At 71.4% G+C, this 19,857-nt stretch carries 20 protein-coding genes and 1 tRNA gene; 14 read left to right on the top strand and 7 right to left on the bottom strand.

All coding sequences use genetic code 11. The features are described 5' to 3' along the window. Positions 1-27 precede the first annotated feature (27 nt). From kdpB to MFF54_RS16705, 4 genes are all read left to right on the top strand, one after another. Positions 28-2,118, top strand: a complete 2,091-nt coding sequence (kdpB, locus tag MFF54_RS16720; protein ID WP_238303973.1) for a potassium-transporting ATPase subunit KdpB — start codon at positions 28-30, stop codon at positions 2,116-2,118. A gap of 11 nt (positions 2,119-2,129) precedes the next feature. Continuing rightward, positions 2,130-2,735, top strand: a complete 606-nt coding sequence (locus MFF54_RS16715; RefSeq protein ID WP_238303972.1) for a K(+)-transporting ATPase subunit C — start codon at positions 2,130-2,132, stop codon at positions 2,733-2,735. Between the two features lie 71 nt (positions 2,736-2,806). Next, a complete protein-coding gene (locus MFF54_RS16710) occupies positions 2,807-5,524 on the top strand; it encodes an ATP-binding protein (RefSeq protein ID WP_238303971.1) in 2,718 nt (905 codons plus the stop codon). Beyond that, positions 5,521-6,267 (top strand): response regulator transcription factor, encoded by a 747-nt coding sequence (locus tag MFF54_RS16705; RefSeq protein ID WP_238303970.1) that lies wholly within the window; start codon positions 5,521-5,523, stop codon positions 6,265-6,267. Before MFF54_RS16710 ends, MFF54_RS16705 begins: the two co-directional genes overlap by 4 nt. Before the next feature lie 34 nt (positions 6,268-6,301). Here MFF54_RS16705 and MFF54_RS16700 read toward each other — a convergent pair whose 3' ends face one another. After that, the gene (locus MFF54_RS16700; protein WP_238303969.1) at positions 6,302-6,544 is read right to left on the bottom strand and encodes a hypothetical protein; all 243 of its coding nucleotides are present in this window, start codon (positions 6,542-6,544) and stop codon (positions 6,302-6,304) included. Between the two features lie 203 nt (positions 6,545-6,747). Here MFF54_RS16700 and MFF54_RS16695 point away from each other — a divergent pair, with 203 nt between their 5' ends. Next, entirely contained in the window at positions 6,748-8,106 is a 1,359-nt protein-coding gene (locus tag MFF54_RS16695; RefSeq protein ID WP_238303968.1) for a TAXI family TRAP transporter solute-binding subunit, read from the top strand. 54 nt (positions 8,107-8,160) lie between these two features. On the opposite strand, the gene MFF54_RS16690 is transcribed toward MFF54_RS16695, so the two are convergent. Further along, the gene (locus MFF54_RS16690) at positions 8,161-8,526 is read right to left on the bottom strand and encodes a c-type cytochrome (protein WP_238303967.1); all 366 of its coding nucleotides are present in this window, start codon (positions 8,524-8,526) and stop codon (positions 8,161-8,163) included. Positions 8,527-8,957: 431 nt separating this feature from the next. Here MFF54_RS16690 and MFF54_RS16685 point away from each other — a divergent pair, with 431 nt between their 5' ends. From MFF54_RS16685 to MFF54_RS16675, 3 genes are all read left to right on the top strand, one after another. Continuing rightward, positions 8,958-9,197 carry a hypothetical protein gene (locus MFF54_RS16685; protein ID WP_238303966.1) on the top strand — a complete coding sequence of 80 codons (240 nt, stop codon included), beginning with the start codon at positions 8,958-8,960 and terminating at the stop codon, positions 9,195-9,197. A 403-nt stretch (positions 9,198-9,600) separates the two neighbouring features. Next, a complete protein-coding gene (locus MFF54_RS16680; RefSeq protein WP_238303965.1) occupies positions 9,601-10,701 on the top strand; it encodes an OmpA family protein in 1,101 nt (366 codons plus the stop codon). Positions 10,702-10,712: 11 nt separating this feature from the next. Next, positions 10,713-11,390: an AprI/Inh family metalloprotease inhibitor gene (locus MFF54_RS16675; protein WP_238303964.1), complete on the top strand. Its 678-nt coding sequence runs from the start codon at positions 10,713-10,715 to the stop codon at positions 11,388-11,390. A gap of 4 nt (positions 11,391-11,394) precedes the next feature. Here MFF54_RS16675 and MFF54_RS16670 read toward each other — a convergent pair whose 3' ends face one another. The 3 genes from MFF54_RS16670 to MFF54_RS16660 form a co-directional block, all read right to left on the bottom strand. Beyond that, a complete protein-coding gene (locus tag MFF54_RS16670) occupies positions 11,395-12,396 on the bottom strand; it encodes a M48 family metallopeptidase (RefSeq protein ID WP_238303963.1) in 1,002 nt (333 codons plus the stop codon). Between the two features lie 17 nt (positions 12,397-12,413). Then, positions 12,414-12,971: a LemA family protein gene (locus tag MFF54_RS16665; RefSeq protein WP_238303962.1), complete on the bottom strand. Its 558-nt coding sequence runs from the start codon at positions 12,969-12,971 to the stop codon at positions 12,414-12,416. A 457-nt stretch (positions 12,972-13,428) separates the two neighbouring features. Next, positions 13,429-13,504 (bottom strand) — tRNA-Lys (locus MFF54_RS16660). A gap of 137 nt (positions 13,505-13,641) precedes the next feature. Here MFF54_RS16660 and MFF54_RS16655 point away from each other — a divergent pair. Then, positions 13,642-14,712 carry a hypothetical protein gene (locus MFF54_RS16655; protein ID WP_238303961.1) on the top strand — a complete coding sequence of 357 codons (1,071 nt, stop codon included), beginning with the start codon at positions 13,642-13,644 and terminating at the stop codon, positions 14,710-14,712. 76 nt (positions 14,713-14,788) lie between these two features. Here MFF54_RS16655 and tgt read toward each other — a convergent pair whose 3' ends face one another. Together tgt and queA are read right to left on the bottom strand one after the other, a co-directional pair. Beyond that, the gene (tgt, locus tag MFF54_RS16650; protein WP_238303960.1) at positions 14,789-15,943 is read right to left on the bottom strand and encodes a tRNA guanosine(34) transglycosylase Tgt; all 1,155 of its coding nucleotides are present in this window, start codon (positions 15,941-15,943) and stop codon (positions 14,789-14,791) included. Next, positions 15,940-17,034, bottom strand: coding sequence for a tRNA preQ1(34) S-adenosylmethionine ribosyltransferase-isomerase QueA (gene queA, locus MFF54_RS16645; RefSeq protein ID WP_238303959.1), 1,095 nt, complete (start codon positions 17,032-17,034; stop codon positions 15,940-15,942). The genes tgt and queA overlap by 4 nt, the downstream gene beginning before the upstream one ends. A 193-nt stretch (positions 17,035-17,227) precedes the next feature. Here queA and MFF54_RS16640 point away from each other — a divergent pair, with 193 nt between their 5' ends. The 5 genes from MFF54_RS16640 to MFF54_RS16620 all read left to right on the top strand — a co-directional run bounded on the left by MFF54_RS16640 (position 17,228) and on the right by MFF54_RS16620 (position 19,588). After that, on the top strand, positions 17,228-17,416 hold the full coding sequence (locus tag MFF54_RS16640; protein WP_238303958.1) for a hypothetical protein: 189 nt from the start codon (positions 17,228-17,230) through the stop codon (positions 17,414-17,416). A gap of 11 nt (positions 17,417-17,427) precedes the next feature. After that, a complete protein-coding gene (locus MFF54_RS16635) occupies positions 17,428-17,691 on the top strand; it encodes a hypothetical protein (RefSeq protein ID WP_238303957.1) in 264 nt (87 codons plus the stop codon). Next, entirely contained in the window at positions 17,669-18,199 is a 531-nt protein-coding gene (locus MFF54_RS16630; RefSeq protein WP_238303956.1) for a GrpB family protein, read from the top strand. Before MFF54_RS16635 ends, MFF54_RS16630 begins: the two co-directional genes overlap by 23 nt. 77 nt (positions 18,200-18,276) lie before the next feature. Beyond that, a complete protein-coding gene (locus MFF54_RS16625) occupies positions 18,277-19,164 on the top strand; it encodes a cation diffusion facilitator family transporter (protein WP_238303955.1) in 888 nt (295 codons plus the stop codon). A 118-nt stretch (positions 19,165-19,282) separates the two neighbouring features. After that, positions 19,283-19,588 carry a hypothetical protein gene (locus MFF54_RS16620; protein WP_238303954.1) on the top strand — a complete coding sequence of 102 codons (306 nt, stop codon included), beginning with the start codon at positions 19,283-19,285 and terminating at the stop codon, positions 19,586-19,588. The last annotated feature ends 269 nt before the right edge of the window (positions 19,589-19,857 follow it).

Here is a 19,857-nt window from a genome sequence, read left to right as displayed (position 1 = left end):
CCGCCCCTCCCCGGACACCGAGAACCCATGTCCCGCAAGACCGCATCGCTCTTCAGCGCCGCCCTGGTCGGGCCGGCGCTCGCCGGCTCCGTCAGGAAGCTCGATCCCCGTGCCATGATCCGCAACCCGGTCCTGTTCGTGGTCGAGGTCGTGGCGGCGCTCACCACCGTCCTGTTCGTCCGCGATCTCGTCGCGGGCGGCGCCGACCTGTTCTTCTCCGGTCAGATCGTCCTCTGGCTCTGGTTCACCCTGCTGTTCGCCAACTTCGCCGAGGCGCTGGCCGAGGGCCGCGGCAAGGCCCAGGCCGACTCCCTGCGGCGCACCCGCACCGAGATGACGGCCAAGCGCCTGACGGGCGAGGGCCGGCCCTACGAGGTCGTGCCGGGCGCGAGCCTCAGGGTCGGCGACGTCGTGCTGGTCGAGGCGGGCGACCTCATCCCCTCGGACGGCGAGGTCGTCGCGGGTGTGGCGTCCGTCAACGAGGCCGCGATCACCGGCGAGTCGGCGCCCGTCATCCGCGAATCCGGCGGCGACCGCTCGGCGGTGACCGGCGGCACGCAGGTGCTCTCCGACGCGATCAAGGTCCGCATCACGGCCGCCTCCGGTTCGACCTTCATCGACCGCATGATCGCCCTCGTCGAGGGTGCCGCCCGGCAGAAGACTCCGAACGAGATCGCGCTCAACATCCTGCTGGCGGGCCTCACCCTCGTGTTCGTCCTCGCGGTGGCGACCATTCCGAGCTTCGCCGCCTACGCGGGCGGGTCCATCTCCGTCATCGTGCTGGTGGCGCTGTTCGTGACGCTGATCCCCACCACCATCGGCGCGCTGCTCTCCGCCATCGGCATCGCCGGCATGGACCGGCTGGTGCGCTTCAACGTGCTGGCCATGTCCGGCCGCGCCGTCGAGGCCGCGGGCGATATCGACACGCTGCTGCTCGACAAGACCGGCACGATCACGCTGGGCAACCGTCAGGCCACGGAGTTCCGCCCCGTGCGCGGCGTCTCCGAGCAGGAACTCGCCGACGCGGCCCAGCTCGCCTCCCTCGCCGACGAGACGCCCGAGGGCCGCTCCATCGTGGTGCTGGCCAAGGAGCGCTACGGCATCCGCGCCCGCGATATGGGTGCGCTGAACGCCACCTTCGTGCCCTTCACCGCCCAGTCGCGCATGTCCGGCGTCGACCTCGACGGTTCCTCCATCCGCAAGGGGGCGGTCGATGCGGTGATCGCCTCCGTCTCGGGGCAGCCGATGGCCACGCGCGGCTCCAGCGCGGCCCTGGCCTACGACCCGGCCGCCGAGATCGAGGCGGTGCCCGAGATCCGGGCGCTAGCAGAGGAGATCGCCCGGGCCGGGGGCACGCCGCTCGCGGTCGCGCGGGACGGACGCCTGCTCGGCGTGGTCTACCTGAAGGACATCGTGAAGGGCGGCATCCGCGAGCGCTTCGCGGAGCTGCGCCGGATGGGCATCCGCACGGTGATGATCACCGGCGACAACCCGATGACCGCGGCCGCCATCGCGGCCGAGGCCGGTGTCGACGATTTCCTCGCCCAGGCGACCCCCGAGGACAAGCTGGCGCTGATCCGCCGCGAGCAGGCGGAGGGCAAGCTGGTGGCCATGTGCGGCGACGGCACCAACGACGCCCCGGCGCTCGCCCAGGCCGATGTGGGCGTGGCCATGAACACCGGCACGGTCGCGGCCCGCGAGGCCGGCAACATGGTCGATCTCGACAGCGACCCGACCAAGCTTATCGAGATCGTCGGCATCGGCAAGCAGCTGCTGATGACCCGCGGCGCGCTGACGACCTTCTCCATCGCCAACGACGTGGCGAAGTACTTCGCCGTCATCCCGGCGATGTTCCTGGCGCTCTACCCGCAGCTGCAGGCGCTCAACGTCATGGGTCTCGCCTCGCCCCAGAGCGCGATCCTCTCGGCGATCATCTTCAACGCGCTCGTCATCGTCGCGCTGATCCCGCTGGCGCTGCGCGGCGTGGCCTACCGGCCGGTCGGCGCGGCCGCGCTGCTGCGGCGCAACCTCCTCGTCTACGGCCTCGGCGGCGTCCTCGTGCCCTTCCTCGGCATCAAGGCCATCGATCTGGCCGTCACCGCCCTGCATCTCGCCTGAGGAAAGTCCCCATGCTGAACCAGCTTCGTCCCGCCCTCGTCCTGCTCGTCGCCCTCACGGTGCTCACGGGCCTCGCCTACCCCCTCGCCGTCACCGGCATCGCCGGGGCGGTCTTTCCGGCCAAGGCCGCCGGCAGCCTCGTCCTGCGCGACGGCCGGGTGGTCGGCTCCAGCCTGATCGGGCAGAGCTTTACGGGCGCCGGGTACTTCCACGGCCGGCCCTCGGCGACGACCGCCCCCGATCCGGCCGATCCGGCGAAGACCGTCCCGGCGCCCTACAATGCCGCGAACTCCATGGGCTCGAACCTCGGTCCGACGAGCGCGGCCCTCGCCGAGCGCGTCCGGGGCGACCGCGACGCCTTGCAGGCCGAGAATCCGGGCCGGCCCGTGCCGATCGATCTCGTCACGACGAGCGGCTCCGGGCTCGACCCGGACATCTCGCCCGAGGCCGCCCTGTTCCAGGTGCCGCGCGTCGCCCGGGCCCGGAACCTGCCCGAGGAGACCCTGCGCGGCCTCGTCGCCGGCCGTGTCGAGGGCCGGAGCCTCGGGGTCCTCGGCGAGCCGCGCGTGAACGTCCTGGCGCTCAACCTTGCGCTCGACGCGCTCGCCGCGCACTGACCCAGCTGTGACGATGCCGTGACGGCACCCCAGAGGTGCCCCGGCACCCGCAGGTGCCCCGAGGAGCCCAAATGCCGGAGGCCGGCCGCGACCCGAACCGCCCCTCGCCCGACGCGCTCCTGAAGGCGGCGCGCCGGGAGGAGCGCTCGCGTGGCCGGCTCAAGGTCTTCCTCGGCGCCGCGCCCGGCGTCGGCAAGACCTACGAGATGCTGACCGTCGGGCGTGCCCGGCTGCGGGCGGGGGCGGACGTGGTGGTCGGGATCGTCGAGACCCACGGCCGTGCCGAGACGCAGGCCCTGCTCGACGGGTTCGCGGTGATCCCCCGCCGCGCGGTGCCCTACCGGGGTACGGTCCTGGAGGAGATGGACCTCGACGCGCTGCTCGCCCGGCGGCCCCAGCTCGCCCTGGTGGACGAGCTCGCCCACACCAACGCGCCGGGCTCGCGCCACCCCAAACGCTACCAGGACGTGGAGGAACTGCTCGACGCCGGCATCGACGTGCTCACCACGCTCAACATCCAGCACGTGGAGAGCCTGAACGACGTGGTGGCGGCGATCACCCGCATCCGCGTGCGCGAGACCGTGCCGGACGGCGTGCTCGACCGGGCCGACGACATCGAGGTCGTCGACCTCAACCCGGACGACCTGATCCAGCGCCTCGCGGAGGGCAAGGTCTACGTTCCGGCCAATGCCGAGCGGGCGCTGCGGCACTACTTCTCGCGGGGCAACCTCACGGCCCTGCGCGAGCTGGCGCTCCGGCGCACCGCCGACCGGGTCGACGACGAGCTCCTCGGCCACATGCGGGCCAACGCGATCTCCGGCCCCTGGGCGGCCGGCGAGCGGGTGCTGGTCTGCGTGAACGAGGATCCGCGCGCGACGGGTCTCGTGCGCTACGCCAAGCGGCTCGCCGACCGGCTGCACGCGCCCTGGACCGCGCTCTCCGTCGAGGGACCGCGCGCGGCCGGGCTCGGCGAGGCGGCCCGCGACCGGGTGGCCGAGGCCCTGCGGCTGGCCGACCGGCTCGGCGGCGACGCCGTCACCCTGCCGGGCGGACGGCGCACCGCCGACGATATCCTCGCCTACGCGCAGTCCGCCAACGTCAACCACATCGTAGTCGGCAAGGCGACGCGCTCGTGGATGTTCGAGCTCGTGAACGGCTCGGTCGTGCACGACCTCGTGCGCCGCAGCGGCAATATCAGCGTGCACGTGGTGCCGGGCGAGGCCGCGCCGGCCGCGACGCCGCCGCGCCGGCCGGTGGCGACCGCCGCGCCGCCGCGGAGGTTCGAGGCCGGGCCCTACCTCATGGCGCTGCTGGTGGCCGGCCTCGGGCTCGGCGCGGCGATCCTGGCCCAGCCCTATACCGGGCTCGAGAACGCCGACCTGATGCTGCTGACCGCGGTCGTCGCGGTGGCGGTGCGGTGGGGGCTCGGGCCCTCGCTCACCGCGGTGCTGGCGTCCTCGCTCGCCTACAACTTCTTCTTCCTGCCCCCGGTCTACACCTTCACCATCGCCGACCCGACCAACGTCGCGGCCTTCCTGCTCTTCACCGTGGTGGCGGTTCTGGTCTCGAACCTCGCGGCCCGCGCGCGCGCAGTGGCGCTGGTCGCCCAGGGCCGCGCCCGGTCGACGGAGCGGCTGTTCGGCTTCTCGCGCAAGCTCGCGGCCTGCGGGACGCTCGACGACGTGCTCTGGGCCACCTCTGCGCAGGTCGCGGCCATGCTGCGGGTGCGGGTCGTGCTGCTGCTGCCGGAGGGCAAGGCCGTCGCGGTCCGGGCGGGCTACCCGCCCGAGGACAGGCTGGAGGAGGCCGACCTCGCCGCGGCGCAATGGGCCTTCGACAACGACCGCCCGGCCGGCCGCGGCGCCGACACGCTGCCCGGCGCCCGGCGGCTGTTCCTGCCGATGCGCACCGGGCGCGGCACGCTCGGGGTGATCGGCCTCGACGCGGACGGCACGGGGCCGATCCTGACGCCGGAAGGCCGGCGCCTGCTCGACGCGCTCGCCGACATGGGCGCGCTCGCGATCGAGCGGGTGCGCCTCGTCGAGGATCTCGACCGGGCCGAGCGTGCCGCCGAGACCGACCGCCTGGCCCGCGCGCTCCTCACCTCGATCAGCCACGACCTGCGCACGCCCCTGGCCTCGGTGCTCGGCTCGGCCAGCACGTTGCGCGACCTCGACGCGGCGCTTCCCCCGGAGGCGAAGACAGACCTCCTGGCGACCATCATCGAGGAGGCGGAGCGGCTCAACCGCTTCATCGCAAACCTGCTCGACATGACGCGCCTGGAGGCCGGCGCCGTCGCCCCGAACCTCTCGGCGCAGGACGTCGCCGAGACCGTCGACACCGCTTTGCGACGGGTCGAACGGGTGCTCTCCGCGCACCGGGTCTCGGTCGAGATGGAGGCCGATCTGCCCGCGCTCCGGCTCGACCCGGTCCTGTTCGAGCAGGTGCTGGTCAACCTGCTCGACAACGCCGCCAAATACGCCCCCGCGGGCACGACCGTGACGGTCCGCGCCCGGCGCGAGGGACGCGCCGTGATCATCGCGGTTTTGGACGAGGGCGACGGCCTGCCCGCGGACGCGCTCGAGCGGGTCTTCGACAAGTTCTACCGGGTGCGCCTGAGCGATCGGGTCCGAGCGGGCACCGGCCTCGGCCTCGCCATCGCGCGCGGCTTCGTCGATGCGATGGGCGGCACCGTCACGGCCGGCAACCGGAGCGACCGGCCGGGCGCGGTCTTCACCGTGACGCTCCCGGTTCCGGCCCGAACCGTGCCAGGGGATCTCGCCGCATGAGCCCGACCGTCCTCGTCATCGACGACGAGCCGCCAATCCGCAGGCTCCTGCGCACGGGGCTCTCGACCCAGGGCTACGCCGTCGTGGAGGCGCCGAACGCGGCGGCCGCCCTGGATCTCCTCGGCCGGCAGAGCCCGGACCTCGTCATCCTCGATCTCGGCCTGCCAGACATGCGCGGGCACGACCTGCTGCGCGCCATACGGGCGGGCCATCCCGGCCTGCCGGTGGTGGTTCTGTCGAGCCGCGACGACGAGGGCGGCAAGGTCGAGGCCCTCGATCTCGGTGCCGACGACTACGTCACCAAGCCCTTCGGCATGGCCGAGCTGCTCGCGCGGCTGCGCGCCGCCTTGCGGCACCAGCTCGCCCAGAAGGGGGAGCGCCCGGTCTTCCGGGTCGACGGTCTCTCGGTCGATCTCGTCCGGCGCGTCGTGAGGGTCGACGGCGTCGCGGTGAAGCTGACGCCGCGCGAGTACGATTTCCTCCGCGTGCTCGTGCTGCACGCCGGCAAGGTGCTGACCCACGCGCAGCTCATGCAGGCGGTCTCGGCCTCCTCCGAGCCCCAGTACCTGCGCGTCTACATGCGCCAGCTCCGGCAGAAGCTGGAGGTCGACCCGGAACGCCCGCGCATCCTCCTCACCGAGACCGGCGTCGGCTACCGCCTGCGGGCGCCGGACGACGGGCTGGACCTCGACCCGCGCGCGACGGGCGCCGCGCGGCCGCCGGTGCCGGGGTCGGACCCCTGAGGTTCACCCGCGGAGCGCGTTCCCGGCCCGGCGGTCACAGGCGCAGTTCGAGGTGCTCGCTCGACAGGAACACGGCGTCCGGACGGTGGCCCGTCTCGTCCTCGGCGTAGTCCACGGCGTCCTGCCGGCTCCGGAACAGGCCGCCCGCGCGCCCGTGGATCTCGATGGCGAGCCAGCGGCCCGCCGGGTCCTGGCCGACGACGAACTGCGCGGCCGCTGCGGCGCGATCGGGTTGGACGGGGCCGCCGGGGGCGGTGGCTGAACGACGGGGCGACATCGGGTGTCCGGGGTTCGCGCGCTCCTCGCGTGAGCGCGCACCGAATCTGAGCCGTGCGGCGTTAGGGTTCGAGCGGGAAGCGGGGCCGATCGCGTGAGCGTGTCGTTAGGATCTCGGATCCCTTTGCGCGGGTCTCGCGTAAGTCGGCACCGCGTCGTCCGTCCGGGCGCCGCGGCCGGTCTGGGGCGAAGGGAGGGCGGGGGGTGCGCAAGGTGGTGTTGCCGGGCGGGCGCGAGGCGTGGCTCCTCGGCTTGGCGGCCCTTCTCGTCGTGGCCGCCGTCGCGCTGTTCTCGTTCTCGCGCGCGACGACGCTGACGCTCGCGGTCGCGCCGAACGGCGGCACCGAGCCGGCCCTGCTGCGGGCCTACGCGGACGAACTCGCCCGGCGCAAGCTCGGGATCCGGCTGCAGATCCTGTCCTTCGACGGGGTGCGCGAGAGTGCGGAGGCCCTCCGGAGCGGCAAGGCCGATCTGGCGGTGATCCGGCCGGACGTGGCGATGCCGGGCAACGGCCTGTCCCTCGCGGTCCTTCGGGAACTCGCCGCCTTCGTCGCCGCACCGGCCGCCTCCGGCATCGGAGCCATCCCGGATCTCGCCGGCCGGCGCCTGGGCATCCTGGCGAGCCGGACCGCGGACAGGACCCTGGTGGGCGACCTCGCCGCCCATTACGGGTTGGAGCCGCTGACCGAAGTGCCGGAGGCGGATGTTCCGAAGACCGCCGTCGCGCTCGTGCCGGTGGCCGAGGCCGACGTCACGGCGGCCCTCGGCGAAGGGCGCATCGACGCCCTGGTGCTGGTGACGACCCCGACTTCGCCGGCCGCGCGGCGGCTGATCGGTCATGTCCGACAGGCGAGCGCGGACGGCGCGGTCACGCTCGTCGGGGTGCCCGACGCCGCCGCGGTCCTGGCACGCCGGCCGCGCCTGCAGCCCGTCACGGTCCCGGCCGCCCTGTTCGGCGGCAATCCCCGCCTGCCGGCCGAGGACGTCGCGACGATCGGCTCCTCCTACCGTCTGGTTGCGCGGGCCGACCTCTCGCGCAGCCTGGCCGCCGAGGTGACGCAGCACCTGTTCGAGATGCGCGCGGCGCTGGCCGAGACCGTGCCGGCCGCCGAGGACGTCACGCATCCGAGCTACGAGGACACCGCGGACGCCACCAGCGCGCGCCTGCCGATCCACCCAGGGGCAATCGACTATTACGAGCGCGAGCAGGAAACCTTCATCGAGCGCTACGAGAGCTGGATCTACCTCGTGGCCATCCTGGCCGGCGGCGTCGGATCGACGGTCGCCTGGCTTCGGCAGCGCCTCGGCCGCATCCGCCGGGAGCGGATCGCGGTGGCGACGGAGCGCCTGCTCGCGCTCCGCTCGGAGGCGCGCCGCGAGACGGACCGCGAGCGGCTGGAGGTAATGGCAGGCGAGGTGGACGACCTCGCCGCCAGCATCGCGCGCCACGCTCTCAACCGACCGACCGAGCCGCGCATGCTCGGCGCCGCCACGGTGGCGATCGAGGCCGCGCGCTCGACCGTCCGGCGCGCCCTGACGGAGCCCGGCGGCGCGTCCGGCTGAGGGCCGGCGCGGCCTCTCCGGACGCGCCGCCGACGAGGGGCGTCCGTCCCGCCCTCAGCTCTTCGACTTCAGGTAGGCGATGACGTCGTTGACCTTCTTGTCGTCCTTGATGCCCTGGAAGATCATCTTCGTGCCAGGCACCTTGGCCTTGGGGTCCTTCAGCCACTCGTGAAGGTTGGCCTCGTCCCAGGTCAGGCCCGAGTTCTTGAGTGCCGCAGAGTAGCTGTAGCCCTCGTAGGTTCCGGCCTTGCGACCGACGACACCCTTCAGGTCGGGGCCGACGCCGTTCTTCTCGAAATTGTGGCACGCCTTGCAGGGGGCGAACGCCTTCTCGCCGGCGGCCGGATCGCCCGCGTCCTGCGCATTGGCCGAGACGGGAAGCAGCAGCAGCATGGCTGCGCCGAGAACGGGTGACCGCACGTTTTCCTCCTGCGATTTATTCCATCTCGCAATCTACGGCAGAGGTCGGCCGCGACCATAGGCCCAGCAGGCGTACCTCACGCGTTCGTGTGGCGGGGCTGTGGGAGGGGCCGGGGACCCCTTTGCGGCGCGGCGGCGCGCGAAGAAAAAGCCTGCCGAGCCAGGCTGCGGCAGGCCGAAGGTGGGCGTCACGTGATCGGGTCACGCGACCGCAGAAGTAATCCGTGCTCGGCCCGGGGCCATGACACAGTTTTGTGATCCTGCCTTAGAGAGGGCGCTGCGCCATGCTCCGCGGGACGGTCCGGGTCCTCGATCCCCACGCGGTCGCGCGCGGATCGCGTCAGCCGCCGTGGCGGCGCAGGTCGGCAGGCGGTATGATGGCGCACCGGAAGCGTTCATCGCCCGGACGCACGACGCTGCGGAGGCCCGACATGACGCTGGCTGTCGCCATACCGGTCGTCGAGGCGGCCGCTTTCACGGCCGGTTGCGTGCTCATCCACGGACATCGCCACAGGCCGGAGCGGGTGACCTTCGCTCTGCTGAGCCTGCTCTGCCTCGTCGCGCTCGGCGGGCTCGCGCTGGCCCTCGCGCATGTCGGCCCTGACGACCCGATGGCGGCGACCGCACAACTCCCCTTCGAGAACCATGCGGCGGGAGCCATCCGCTACTGAGTTCGGGGTTGAGGGCTGGCCGAACCCTCGTCCATTCGGCGGCCGATATCCTTGGTAAGCGCGCTGCGGCTCGAACCTGAGACCTGGGGCAGAGGTTGCCAGTCTCGAACCAGTGCGCTTCCGCGTCGAGAGGGACGAGATCGAGTAAGACTCGCGTCGCGCGGCGCTGCAGGAGATGATTGCGTCTGAGCCGTTCAATATGATGTGCAAGATAAGAAAATTAAGACTTATAAATTTCAGACTTTATCTATGATATCTCAATGCGTATCATGTCGATGTTATAAAATTCTCTTCTGTATTGCAGACATATGTCATAAATTTCGATTGATGCAGTTCTTCCTTGCCGAAACTCTCGGCGCAGCTTATCCAAATGGATCTCCGGCCTTGCCTGAGGGGAGACCTGATGAAGCGCGTGCTCGTAGGCATTGCCATTCCGCTTCTCATGGCGGCTGGACCGCAACAGACGCGCTCGGCTCCGCCCCCCGCGCCGCCGCTCAAAGCCGGTGCCATCCCGCCGGGCGACGCCCCCGGGGCACGCGACGCGTCCGCGCTGCCCCGCTACGGCGGCGGCCTTCTTCTCGAGAGCAAGGCGAGCGCCTTCGACGAGATCGCGCTGCCGAACGCCAAGCTCGAGCGGCGCGCGGACAAAGTCGACGCCCGCAACAACGATCTTTTCCTTCCGCCCGAGCCGCTGGCGGTCGAAGGGCGGGTCACCCGGATGAGCTATCTCCTGCCGGAGGGCCGCTCCGCCCTCGAGGTGGTGCGCGGTTACCAGCAAACCGTGAAGGATGCCGGTGGCAGCGTGTTGTTCGAGTGCAGCCGGGACGAGTGTGGCGGTTCCGGCGTCACCGCTGCGCGTTCGGGCGGCAGCAAGACCGGCCTGATCCATATGCTCTACCCTTACGACATGATCGCCGGGCCCTGGACGGAATGCGTTCTGCAGGAAGACCGCTCGGGTCAGCGCTTCACGCTGCTCGACCTCCCGAAGGGGGACGGCAAGGCCGCTGTGCTCGTCTGGAACGTCGGTGACGTCTCGGCGGGATCGAACTGCAAGGCCTGGGTCGGGCGGCTTGTCGCACTCGTCGTCACGGTCGAGACCGCGGCACGCGAGCAGCGCATGGAGACCGTCGCGGCCAGTGCCATGGGCGAGGGGCTCGATCGCGAGGGCCGGGTCGCCCTGTACGCGATCCAGTTCGATACCGCGAAAGCCGACATCAAGCCCGAGAGTGGCGCCCAACTCACCGAACTCGTCAGCTTCCTGCGCGGCGCTCCGGCCACCAAGGTACTGGTGGTCGGGCACACCGACAACCAGGCGGGGATCGATTACAACCTCGACCTGTCGCGGCGCCGGGCGCAGGCCGTCGTGGCCGCGCTCAAGGGTGCGGGGATCTCCGCCGCGCGCCTGACCCCGCAGGGCGTCGGCATGGCCGCGCCGCTGGCGAGCAACGATACCGAGGAGGGCCGTGCGAAGAATCGGCGGGTCGAACTCGTCAAACAGAACTGAGGCGTTCCCTCATGCGTCGGCTGCTTCCGGTCGCTCTCGGCCTCGTGCTCGGTTTCGACGCCGGGGCGGCCCCGGTCCCGAGCTACATCAAGGACAGCGTCGGGGAATGGCTCGTCGCAACCGACGACGGCAAGCCGGGCTGCCGCATCGCGCTCACGGCCCGGCGCACGGGCCGGAACTGGGATGCGACACCCGCTGCCGAATGCGCGACACGCCTACCTGCGGTCGGCCGTGCGGTCTCGTGGAACTACGACGCCGGCGTCCGGCTCTTCGGCCGCGACGGCAAGGCGCTGCTCGCGTTCGGGGAGGACGAAACCACGATCATGAAGACCGGCTTCGAGACGCCGCCCGTCCACTTCATGGTCAGGGCGCCGGCCGGCGTGGAGCGGGCGCCATACGCCCCCGCGCTCGTCGGCGCCTGGGTGCTGCGACGCCCCGGCGGGCCGCCGCTGTGTCCGCTCGCCGTCTCCAAGGGTCCGAAGGACGAGGCGACCGAGCTGACCGTGAAGACCGGCGCGCCCTGCGACCCCGCAGTGGCGCGCCTGCGCCTCGACGGCGCCCGCGTCGAGGACTTCAAGCTCATGCTCTACGGCAAGCCCGAGACCGCGCTCGGTCTCGAACCGTCAGGTCCGGAGAGCTACGCCAAGACCGATGGCGGCAAGCCGCTCGAGATGGTGCGGGTGCCCTGACGGCTCAGGCCGGCCAGGGCGCGGGATAGGGAAGCCGCCCGCCCCCGTAGCGCACGATCGCGTCGATCCGGTCCTCGATCGGGGGATGCGTCGCGAGAAGGTCGAGGAAGCCCGTGCGCGGGTTATCGACGCAGAGCTCCATCAGGCCGGACGGCGCGCGAGCGAGGTCGCCGCGGCCGGAAATCTTGAGGAGGGCCGAGATCAGGGCGTCGGGGTCCTTGGTCAACTCCACCGCCCCCGCGTCGGCCACGTACTCCCGGGTGCGGGACAGGGCGAAGCGGATTGCCTGCGAGAGCAGCCACGCGACGACGACGAGCGCGACGCCGATGAGTTGCGCGGGCAGGGCGCCGGCCCGGCCGCGTCCGCCGCGGTCGTCAGGGAGGTCGCGCATCAACGCGGAGCGGAAGGCGTGGTCGGCCGCGAAGGCGAGGATGCCTGCGATCGCCACAGCGATCATCATCGTGCGCACGTCGTCGTTGCGGATGTGGGTCAACTCGTGCGCCAGCACCGCTTGCATCTCGCGCGGCTCCAGTGCCGCCATCAGCCCCGAGGTCACGGTGATCGCGTATTGCTGGGGATTGAGGCCGGTCGCATAGGCGTTCAGAGCCGGATCGTCCGCGATCTGCAGGGCCGGCACGGCGATGCCGCGAGAGATGCAAAGCGCCTCGAGCTGGCGATGGAGGTCCGGCGCCTCGAACACCGAGACCGCGCGCGCGCCGACGACGCCCGCGATCATCGCCTGATGCGTGCGGAAGGCGACGAAGAGCCAGAGGAGCGTACCTGCGATCACGAGCGGGCCCAGCCACAGGAGGTCGTGCAGGGCGGCGCGCAGGTAGGCCTCGAGGCTCGGCGCCGCGCCGAAGGGCAGGCCGGTGCCCGCCGAGCGGATCACGAGCGCGGCGGCATAGGCCAGCACGAGGTTGAGAGCGAAGAGGCCGATGACGAGGGCGCGGGCGCGCAACTCGTTGCGGCGGATGTGGGTGTAGAGGCCGTAGGCGGGCAGCATGACACGAACGAGGCGCGTCAGAACCTGACGGTCGGTGGGGTCTCGAGCGCCGTTCGTGTCTCCGCGCCGAGGTCGAAGAAGGGCTGGGGCCTGAGGCCGAGGGCCGCTGCGAAGAACACGGCCGGGACCGCCGCGGTCGCGGCATTGTACTCGGCCACCGCGTTGTTGAAGAAGCGTCGGGCCGCGGCCAGCTTGTCCTCCAGCGCGGCCAGCTCGCCCTGGAGTGCCTGGAAGGTGGTGCTGGCCTTGAGGTCGGGATAGGCCTCGCTCAGGCCGATGAGGCGGCCGAGGGACGCCTGGAGCGCATCCTCGCGCCGGATCGTCTCGCCGGGGTCGCGCGCCGCCATCGCCGCGTTGCGCGCTGCGACCACGGCCTCGAGGGTCTGCCGCTCATGCGCGGCGTAGCCCCGGACGGCTTCGACGAGGTTCGGGATGAGGTCGTGGCGCTGCCGGAGCTGCACATCGATGTCGCCGAAAGCCTGTGCGGTGCGCTGACGCAAGGCGACGAGCCCGTTGTAGGTGAAGACGAGCCAAGCCAGCACGGCGATGACTGCGATCGCGAGAACCCATTTCATAGACTGAACTTTCTGCCGGATGGCGGCGCCAAACCTGCCCGATTTTCAGCACGGATGGCGCGCGGCGTCCACTGAAGGGAATGTGAACGAATGAATATAATACTTGATCCAGGAATAGGATATCTTTTTCGGGCTTATTTGGAATATTCATTCTTACTTGAGTGTAGTGATGGAAGGTTATGATTTTTACGACTCATTGTAAAGTAAACATCCAGCTTTGATGTCTCTATGCCGATGTACTGCCGCGGCGCGATGCAGCATCGCTCCGAAGGTGGTCTACGGCCATCTGCGCGCGGACAGCCTTCACGACGAGGTCGAGCATGCTGCACAAAGACGGGCACAGGAGCGCCAGATCACGCAGACGCCGCAGGCAGGCCGCGAAGCAAGCGAGCATCGCGCGTGATCCGAAGACCGTTCCCGGAGAACGGCTTGCCACCACCGAGGGCATGGAGGAAATTGGTGAGCGCGCTGGGGCTCGAACCCAGGACCTACAGATTAAAAGTCCGTTGCTCTACCAGCTGAGCTACGCGCTCGCATTCGTCTCACCGCCTGTCGCGGGGATGAAGCGTGGCCCGCAATAGGGGAGCGGTCTGGGCGGGTCAACCGGGAAGGCGGGTCGGCCGGGCTGTTTGCCCCAGCGCCGCCACGGTTCGATGACAGCGGCGGTGCGATGAGCCGCGCAGCCCCGGACCCCCATCCTCTCCGTACCGAACCCGCTCATGCGTGGCGCGGCTTCGCTGCGGCCTTCTGCGGGACGGCGCTGGCCCTCGGCTTCTCTGCCGTGACTTTCGTGGCGATCCTGGATCCCTTCGGACTTCGGGCGGCGCCGGGACGGGCGCCCGGTCCGATCATGGATCGCAACCAGCGCTTCATGTACCCGCAGATCGCGCGTAGCGGCGCCTTCGACGGCGCCCTGTTCGGCACCTCGACCGCGCGCCTGCTCGACCCGGAGGCGCTGGAGGCGGCCTTCGGCGGGCGCTTCGCCAACCTCGCGGTGAATGCGGCGACCCCCGACGAGCAGCGGCGCCTCGCCGGACTGTTCCTCAATGCGGTGCGGCCCCGCGCGATCTTGTTCGGCCTCGACGCCACGTGGTGCGCGGCCGCGCCGCCGGACCGCACCCAGCACCCGTTCCCGGACTGGCTCTACGCACCCGGCACGCCCCTCGGCATCCTCCATCAGGCAAGCTGGCAGGGACTGACGGTGGCGGGGCGCGTGGCGCTGCACGCCCTGCACCTCGCGCCCGCCCGCATCCGGGGGGACGGCTACGCGGTCTTCACACCGCCGGAAGCGGCCTACGATCTCGCCCGTGCCCAAACCCATATCCGAGCGGGCACCGCCGTCGATCCGGACGCGGCGTCGCCGGCCGCCGAAGACCCGGCGGAGGGCGGGATGCCGGCGCTCGACCAGCTCGACGCGCTGCTCGCGGAGCTTCCACCCGAGACGCGGCGGGTCATCGCCTTCATGCCAGTCCATGAGGCGGCGCAGGGGCGGCCCGGCACGCCGGCCGGCCGGCGCGAGACGGCCTGCAAGGCCCGGGTGGCCGAGATCGGCCGGGCGCGCGGGGCGCTGGTCGTCGACTTTCGCATCCCCTCCCCTGTCACCACGCAGGACGCGAACTACTGGGACGCCCTGCACTACCGCCTGCCGGTGGCGGATAGGATCGTGGCGGGGTTGAAGCGCGCGGCCGAGACGGGCACCGACGCGCCCGACGGCTTCTACCGTGTGCTCGCCCACCCCTGAGGTCATGTCACGGTTTCGAAAGGCGTGAGGTCTTTCGCGGGTGCTGGGCGGAGCCCTGCAGGGCCGGTCGCCCGCCTCAGGCTCCGGACTTGGCCGCAGCCTCCGCCCGCTCCCATCCGGCGCGGGTCTCCGCGGCGAAGGTCAGGAACCGGCCTTCCCGGATCGCCGCCCGCATGCCCGCCATCAGATCCTGGTAGTAGGCGAGATTGTTCCAGGTCAGCAGCATCATCCCCAGGATCTCGTCCGAGCGGACGAGGTGGTGGAGGTAGGCGCGGGAATAATCGCGCGCCGCCGGGCAGGCGGAGGCCTCGTCGAGGGGCCGGGTGTCCTCGGCGTGGCGGGCGTTGCGCAGGTTGATCCGTCCGTGGCGCGTGTAGGCGAGGCCGTGGCGCCCCGCACGGGTCGGCATCACGCAGTCGAACATGTCGACGCCGCGCTCGACCGAGCGCAGGAGGTCGTCCGGCGTGCCGACGCCCATGAGGTAGCGCGGCTTGTGTGCCGGCAGGTGCGGCTCCACCGTCTCGATCATGGCGAGCATCACCGCCTGCGGCTCGCCGACCGCGAGGCCGCCGATGGCGTAGCCCTTGAGGTCGAGATCGACCAGCGCCCGGGCGCTCGCGACGCGCAGGTCCGGCACGTCGCCGCCCTGCACGATGCCGAACATCGCCTTGCCGGGCTGCTCGCCGAAGGCGGTGCGGCAGCGCTCGGCCCAGCGCAGCGACAGGCGCATCGCCTTCTCGATGGCCTCCGGGGGAGCGGGCAGCCGCACGCACTCGTCGAGCTGCATCTGGATGTCGGAGCCGAGCAGCCCCTGGATCTCGATGGAGCGCTCCGGGCTCATGCGGTGGGCCGTGCCGTCGATATGCGACCGGAAGGTGACGCCGTCCGCGTCGAGCTTCCGGAGGGCGGAGAGCGACATGACCTGGAAGCCGCCGGAATCGGTGAGGATCGGCCCGTCCCAGCGCATGAAATGGTGCAGGCCGCCGAGCCGGGCCATCCGCTCGGCCCCGGGGCGCAGCATCAGGTGGTAGGTGTTGCCGAGCACGATGTCGGCGCCCAGCTCGCGCACCTGATCCGCGTACATCGCCTTCACGGTCGCGGCGGTGCCGACCGGCATGAAGGCCGGCGTGCGGACGACGCCCCGCGGCATCGTGATCGCGCCCGTGCGGGCCTGCCCGTCGGTCGCGTCGACGCGGAAGCGGAAATCGGGCGTGGGGTGATGGTCGGTCATGGGGTGTCCGTGCGGGCCGCCGGGAAGAGCAGGCTGGCATCGCCGTAGGAGTAGAAGCGGTAGCCCGACGCGATCGCGTGACTGTAGGCCGCCCGCATGGTGTCGAGGCCCGAGAAGGCCGAGACCAGCATGAACAGGGTCGAGCGCGGCAGGTGGAAGTTCGTCATCAGGGCGTCGACCGCGCGGAAGCGGTAGCCCGGGGTGATGAAGATCTCGGTCGACCCGGCGAAGGGGTGCAGGCGCCCGGCCGCGTCGGCCGCGCTCTCCAGGAGGCGCAGCGCCGTGGTGCCGACCGCGACGACCCGGCCGCCCCGCGCGCGGACCGCGTTGAGCGCGCCGGCCGTGGCGGCGTCGAGATGGCCGATCTCCGCGTGCATGCGGTGCTCAGCGGTGTCCTCCGCCTTGACCGGCAGGAAGGTGCCGGCACCGACATGCAGCGTGACGTGGCGGCGTTCGAGACCGGCGGCGTCCAGGGCCGCGAGCAGGTCTTGCGTGACGTGCAGGCCCGCGGTCGGGGCCGCGACCGCGCCGGGCTCACGGGCATAGACTGTCTGGTAATCGGCCGCGTCCCGGGCATCGACCGGGCGCTTGCCCGCGATGTAGGGGGGCAGCGGCAGGATCCCGAGCGCGGCGATCCGCTCGTCGAGGTGCGGACCCGCGAGGTCGAAGTGCAGCACGATCTCGCCGCCCTCGCCCTTGGCCGCCACGGTGGCGTCGAGCTCGGCGAGATCGCAGGCCGCGTCCGTCCCCGCGCCGAAGCGCACCCGGTCGCCGACCGCGAGGCGCTTGGCGGGGCGCGCGAAGGCGCGCCAGCGGTCCGGCGCCTCGCGCAGGTGGAGCATCGCCTCCATGCGCTGGCCCGGGGCGCCGGGGCGCAGGCGCGTCCCGTGCAGGCGGGCCGGGATCACCCGTGTGTCGTTGAAGACGAGGGCGTCGCCCGGGCGCAGGAGACCCGGCAGGTCGGCGACCCGACGGTCGGCGAGGCCGGTCGCCGGATCCACCACGAGCAGGCGCGCCGAGCCGCGCGGCTCCGCGGGGCGCAGCGCGATGCTCGCTTCGGGCAGGTCGAAATCGAACAGGTCCACACGCATCGGGCGCCACCTGCACGGAATGCGCGCGCGAATCAATTTCCCCGAACCGCGCAGCGGAACCGGCGCGGCGTGGCCCGGTTTCCGCCGAGGCCCCGCCGCGCCCGGCTGGGGACGGAGAATGGGAGGCTGCCCATGCCCTGGTTCTTGCTGCGCCCGCGCGATCCGGCGCGATCCGCGCTGGCCGCTGCCGGGAATGCCCTCCCTGGCGCTGAAGGCCGCCGATGCTGGCGAGGCGCGGGCGAGGTTCGCCCAGGCCCATCCGAGCGCGCCCTACGGCACGCCCGCCCTACCGGTGCCCGCGGCGGGGGCCGGCAGTTTCCGCCATGATCCGGACACCCTGGTGGTCACCGAGACCGCCGAGCCGTCGGCTCCGAGGGATTGAGGGAGTAAGCCATGGTGACGCCTTCCGGGCGCAGAACCCGGATCACCCTCGACGGCCAGCTCGTCGGCTACTGGGAGCGCGAGGCCGCCCGCCTCGACGCGTTGGCGGCGGAGGCCCGGTTCGGCTGGCAGCGGCGGCGCTACCTCCGCAAGGCCGCCCAGGCTCGGGTCCAGGCCGAGCGCAGCCGCGCCCGCGAGAGAGCCCGCGGGAACGAACCGGCGGAGACGGCGGCGCAGGATCCGGCGAGCGCGCATGTCGCCCGGGACGACAGCTGAGCCCGAGATCCTGCGCCTCGCCGACCCCGCGCTCGCGGCGCGCGCCGCCTGGCGGCTCTTCGCCTGCGTCCGCGCGGAACTTGGCGCCTGCCTGCCCGCCGAGGCCGCGATCGAGCATGTCGGGGCGACCGCCGAGCCCGGCTGTCTCGGAAAGGGCGACCTCGACATCGCGGTCCAGGTTCCTTCTGACCTCTTCGCCGCGTGCCGGGCCATCCTGGCCCAGCGCTACGCCGACAATCCCGGGTCTGTCCGAACAGCCGATTTCGCGGCCTTCTGCGACGCGGCCGCAGAACCGCCGCTCGGCATCCAACTCGTCGCGATCGGATCGGAGTTCGACCTGTTTGTGCGCTTCCGCGACCGTCTCCGGGCCGAGCCCGATCTGGTCGAGCGCTACAACGCGCTGAAACGCGCGCATGCCGGGCGCTCCATGGCCGCCTACCGCGCCGCCAAGGCTGATTTCATCGTGGCGGTGCTGAGCCATCCACACCGGGATGAGGCGCCGCGATAGCCCCGGCTAAGACCTTTGCCGTGGCCTTGCGGCGCGCTCTCCCGTATGCGCCCCGGACCCCATCCGGACCCCGCAGCATGAACCGCACCCAGAAGGCCGCGCTCGCGAGCGCCGGCGTCGGCCTCGCCGTCACCGGCCTGAAGTTCCTGGCCTGGTGGCTCACCGGCAGCCTCGCGCTCTGGTCGGACGCGCTGGAGAGCATCATCAACGTGGTGGCGGCCTGCGGCGCCTTCGCGGCGCTGCACGTGGCCGGGCGCCCGGCCGATGCCGAGCACCCCTACGGCCACCACAAGGCCGAGTTCTTTTCCGCGGTGATCGAGGGCATCCTGATCGCGGTGGCGGCCCTGCTGATCCTGCGGGAGGCCTATTTCGGCATCCTGGAGCCGAAGCCTCTCGACGCTCCGGTGCTGGGTCTCGCGGTCAACGCGGTGGCGACCGTGATCAACGGGGTCTGGGCGGTCGCGCTGCTGCGCTGGGGGCGGGCGTGGCGCTCCCCTGCCCTGGTGGCCGACGCGCGGCACGTGCTGGCGGACGTCGTCACCTCGATCGGCGTGCTGGCGGGCCTCGGCGCGGTGCTGGCCACCGGCTACCCCATCCTCGATCCCATCGTGGCTGGCCTTGTGGCGCTGAACATCCTGTGGTCGGGCTGGACCATGGTGCGCGAGTCGATCGACGGGCTGATGGACCGCGCCGCGCCGCCCGAGATGGTCACGGAGATCCGCGCCCTGATCTCGCGCCACGGTGCGGGCGCCCTGGAGGCGCACGACGTGCGCACCCGCTCGGCCGGGCAAGCGACCTTCATCGATTTCCATCTCGTCGTGCCCGGTGAGATGAGCGTGCGCGAGGCGCACGCGATCTGCGACCGGCTTGAAGCGGCCCTGGAGGCCGATATTCCCGGCGCCGTCGTCACCATCCATGTCGAGCCCGGCGAGGAGGCCAAGGGCTTCGGCCTGCCGGTGATCTGAGTGGACCGAGCCCGCGGTGAACGGGTGGTCACGGGCGCGCGATTTCCATTCGTGGTTGAACTGTGGCTGATACCGGATGCTCCGGCTCGGCCGGGATCGCCGTCAGAGAAACCAGACCATGCGCCGCCTCGTCTCCATCGCCTGCCTTCTCCCGCTCCTTGCCGGCCCGGTCGCCGCACAGGAGCGGCTCCATGCACCCGGGCTCACCTGTCAGGCTCTGAAGACGGCTGTGGCGCGCGCACGCGACGTCGTCGTGGCGTCGAGCGAGACCGCCTACGACATCGTCCATGCCGACGGCAGCGCTTGCCTCAACGTCAACGGCGAATCGAGCGAGCCGGTCTACGTGCCGACGACCGACGAGGCGAACTGCCTCGCGGGTTGGCGCTGCATGCAGCGCAGCAGTGACGGCAGCAGCAGTCACTGAGGTTTTTCGGCACGCCGGGGCCCGCCGGGGAATATTCGGCGGGACCCGGCCTGAGCCGCATCCCCGGAGCATCCGCGACGCCCGCGCCCGATGCGGTTCGTGGATGAGCCGGCCGCTTTCCGGTACGGGGCGCCGGTTCTTCAGCTTGGAAACGAAAAAACCCGACCTTGCGGTCGGGCTGATGTCGAGTTGGAAGCTTTCGGAGGCCGTGTGGGCGCCGGGGCGCTCACACGGCGGGGCCAAGAGGCTTAGAAGTCGCGCTGGACGCG

Source organism: Methylobacterium gregans (genome assembly GCF_022179245.1).
GTDB lineage: Bacteria > Pseudomonadota > Alphaproteobacteria > Rhizobiales > Beijerinckiaceae > Methylobacterium > Methylobacterium gregans.
This window is presented reverse-complemented; position numbering and strand designations above follow the sequence as displayed.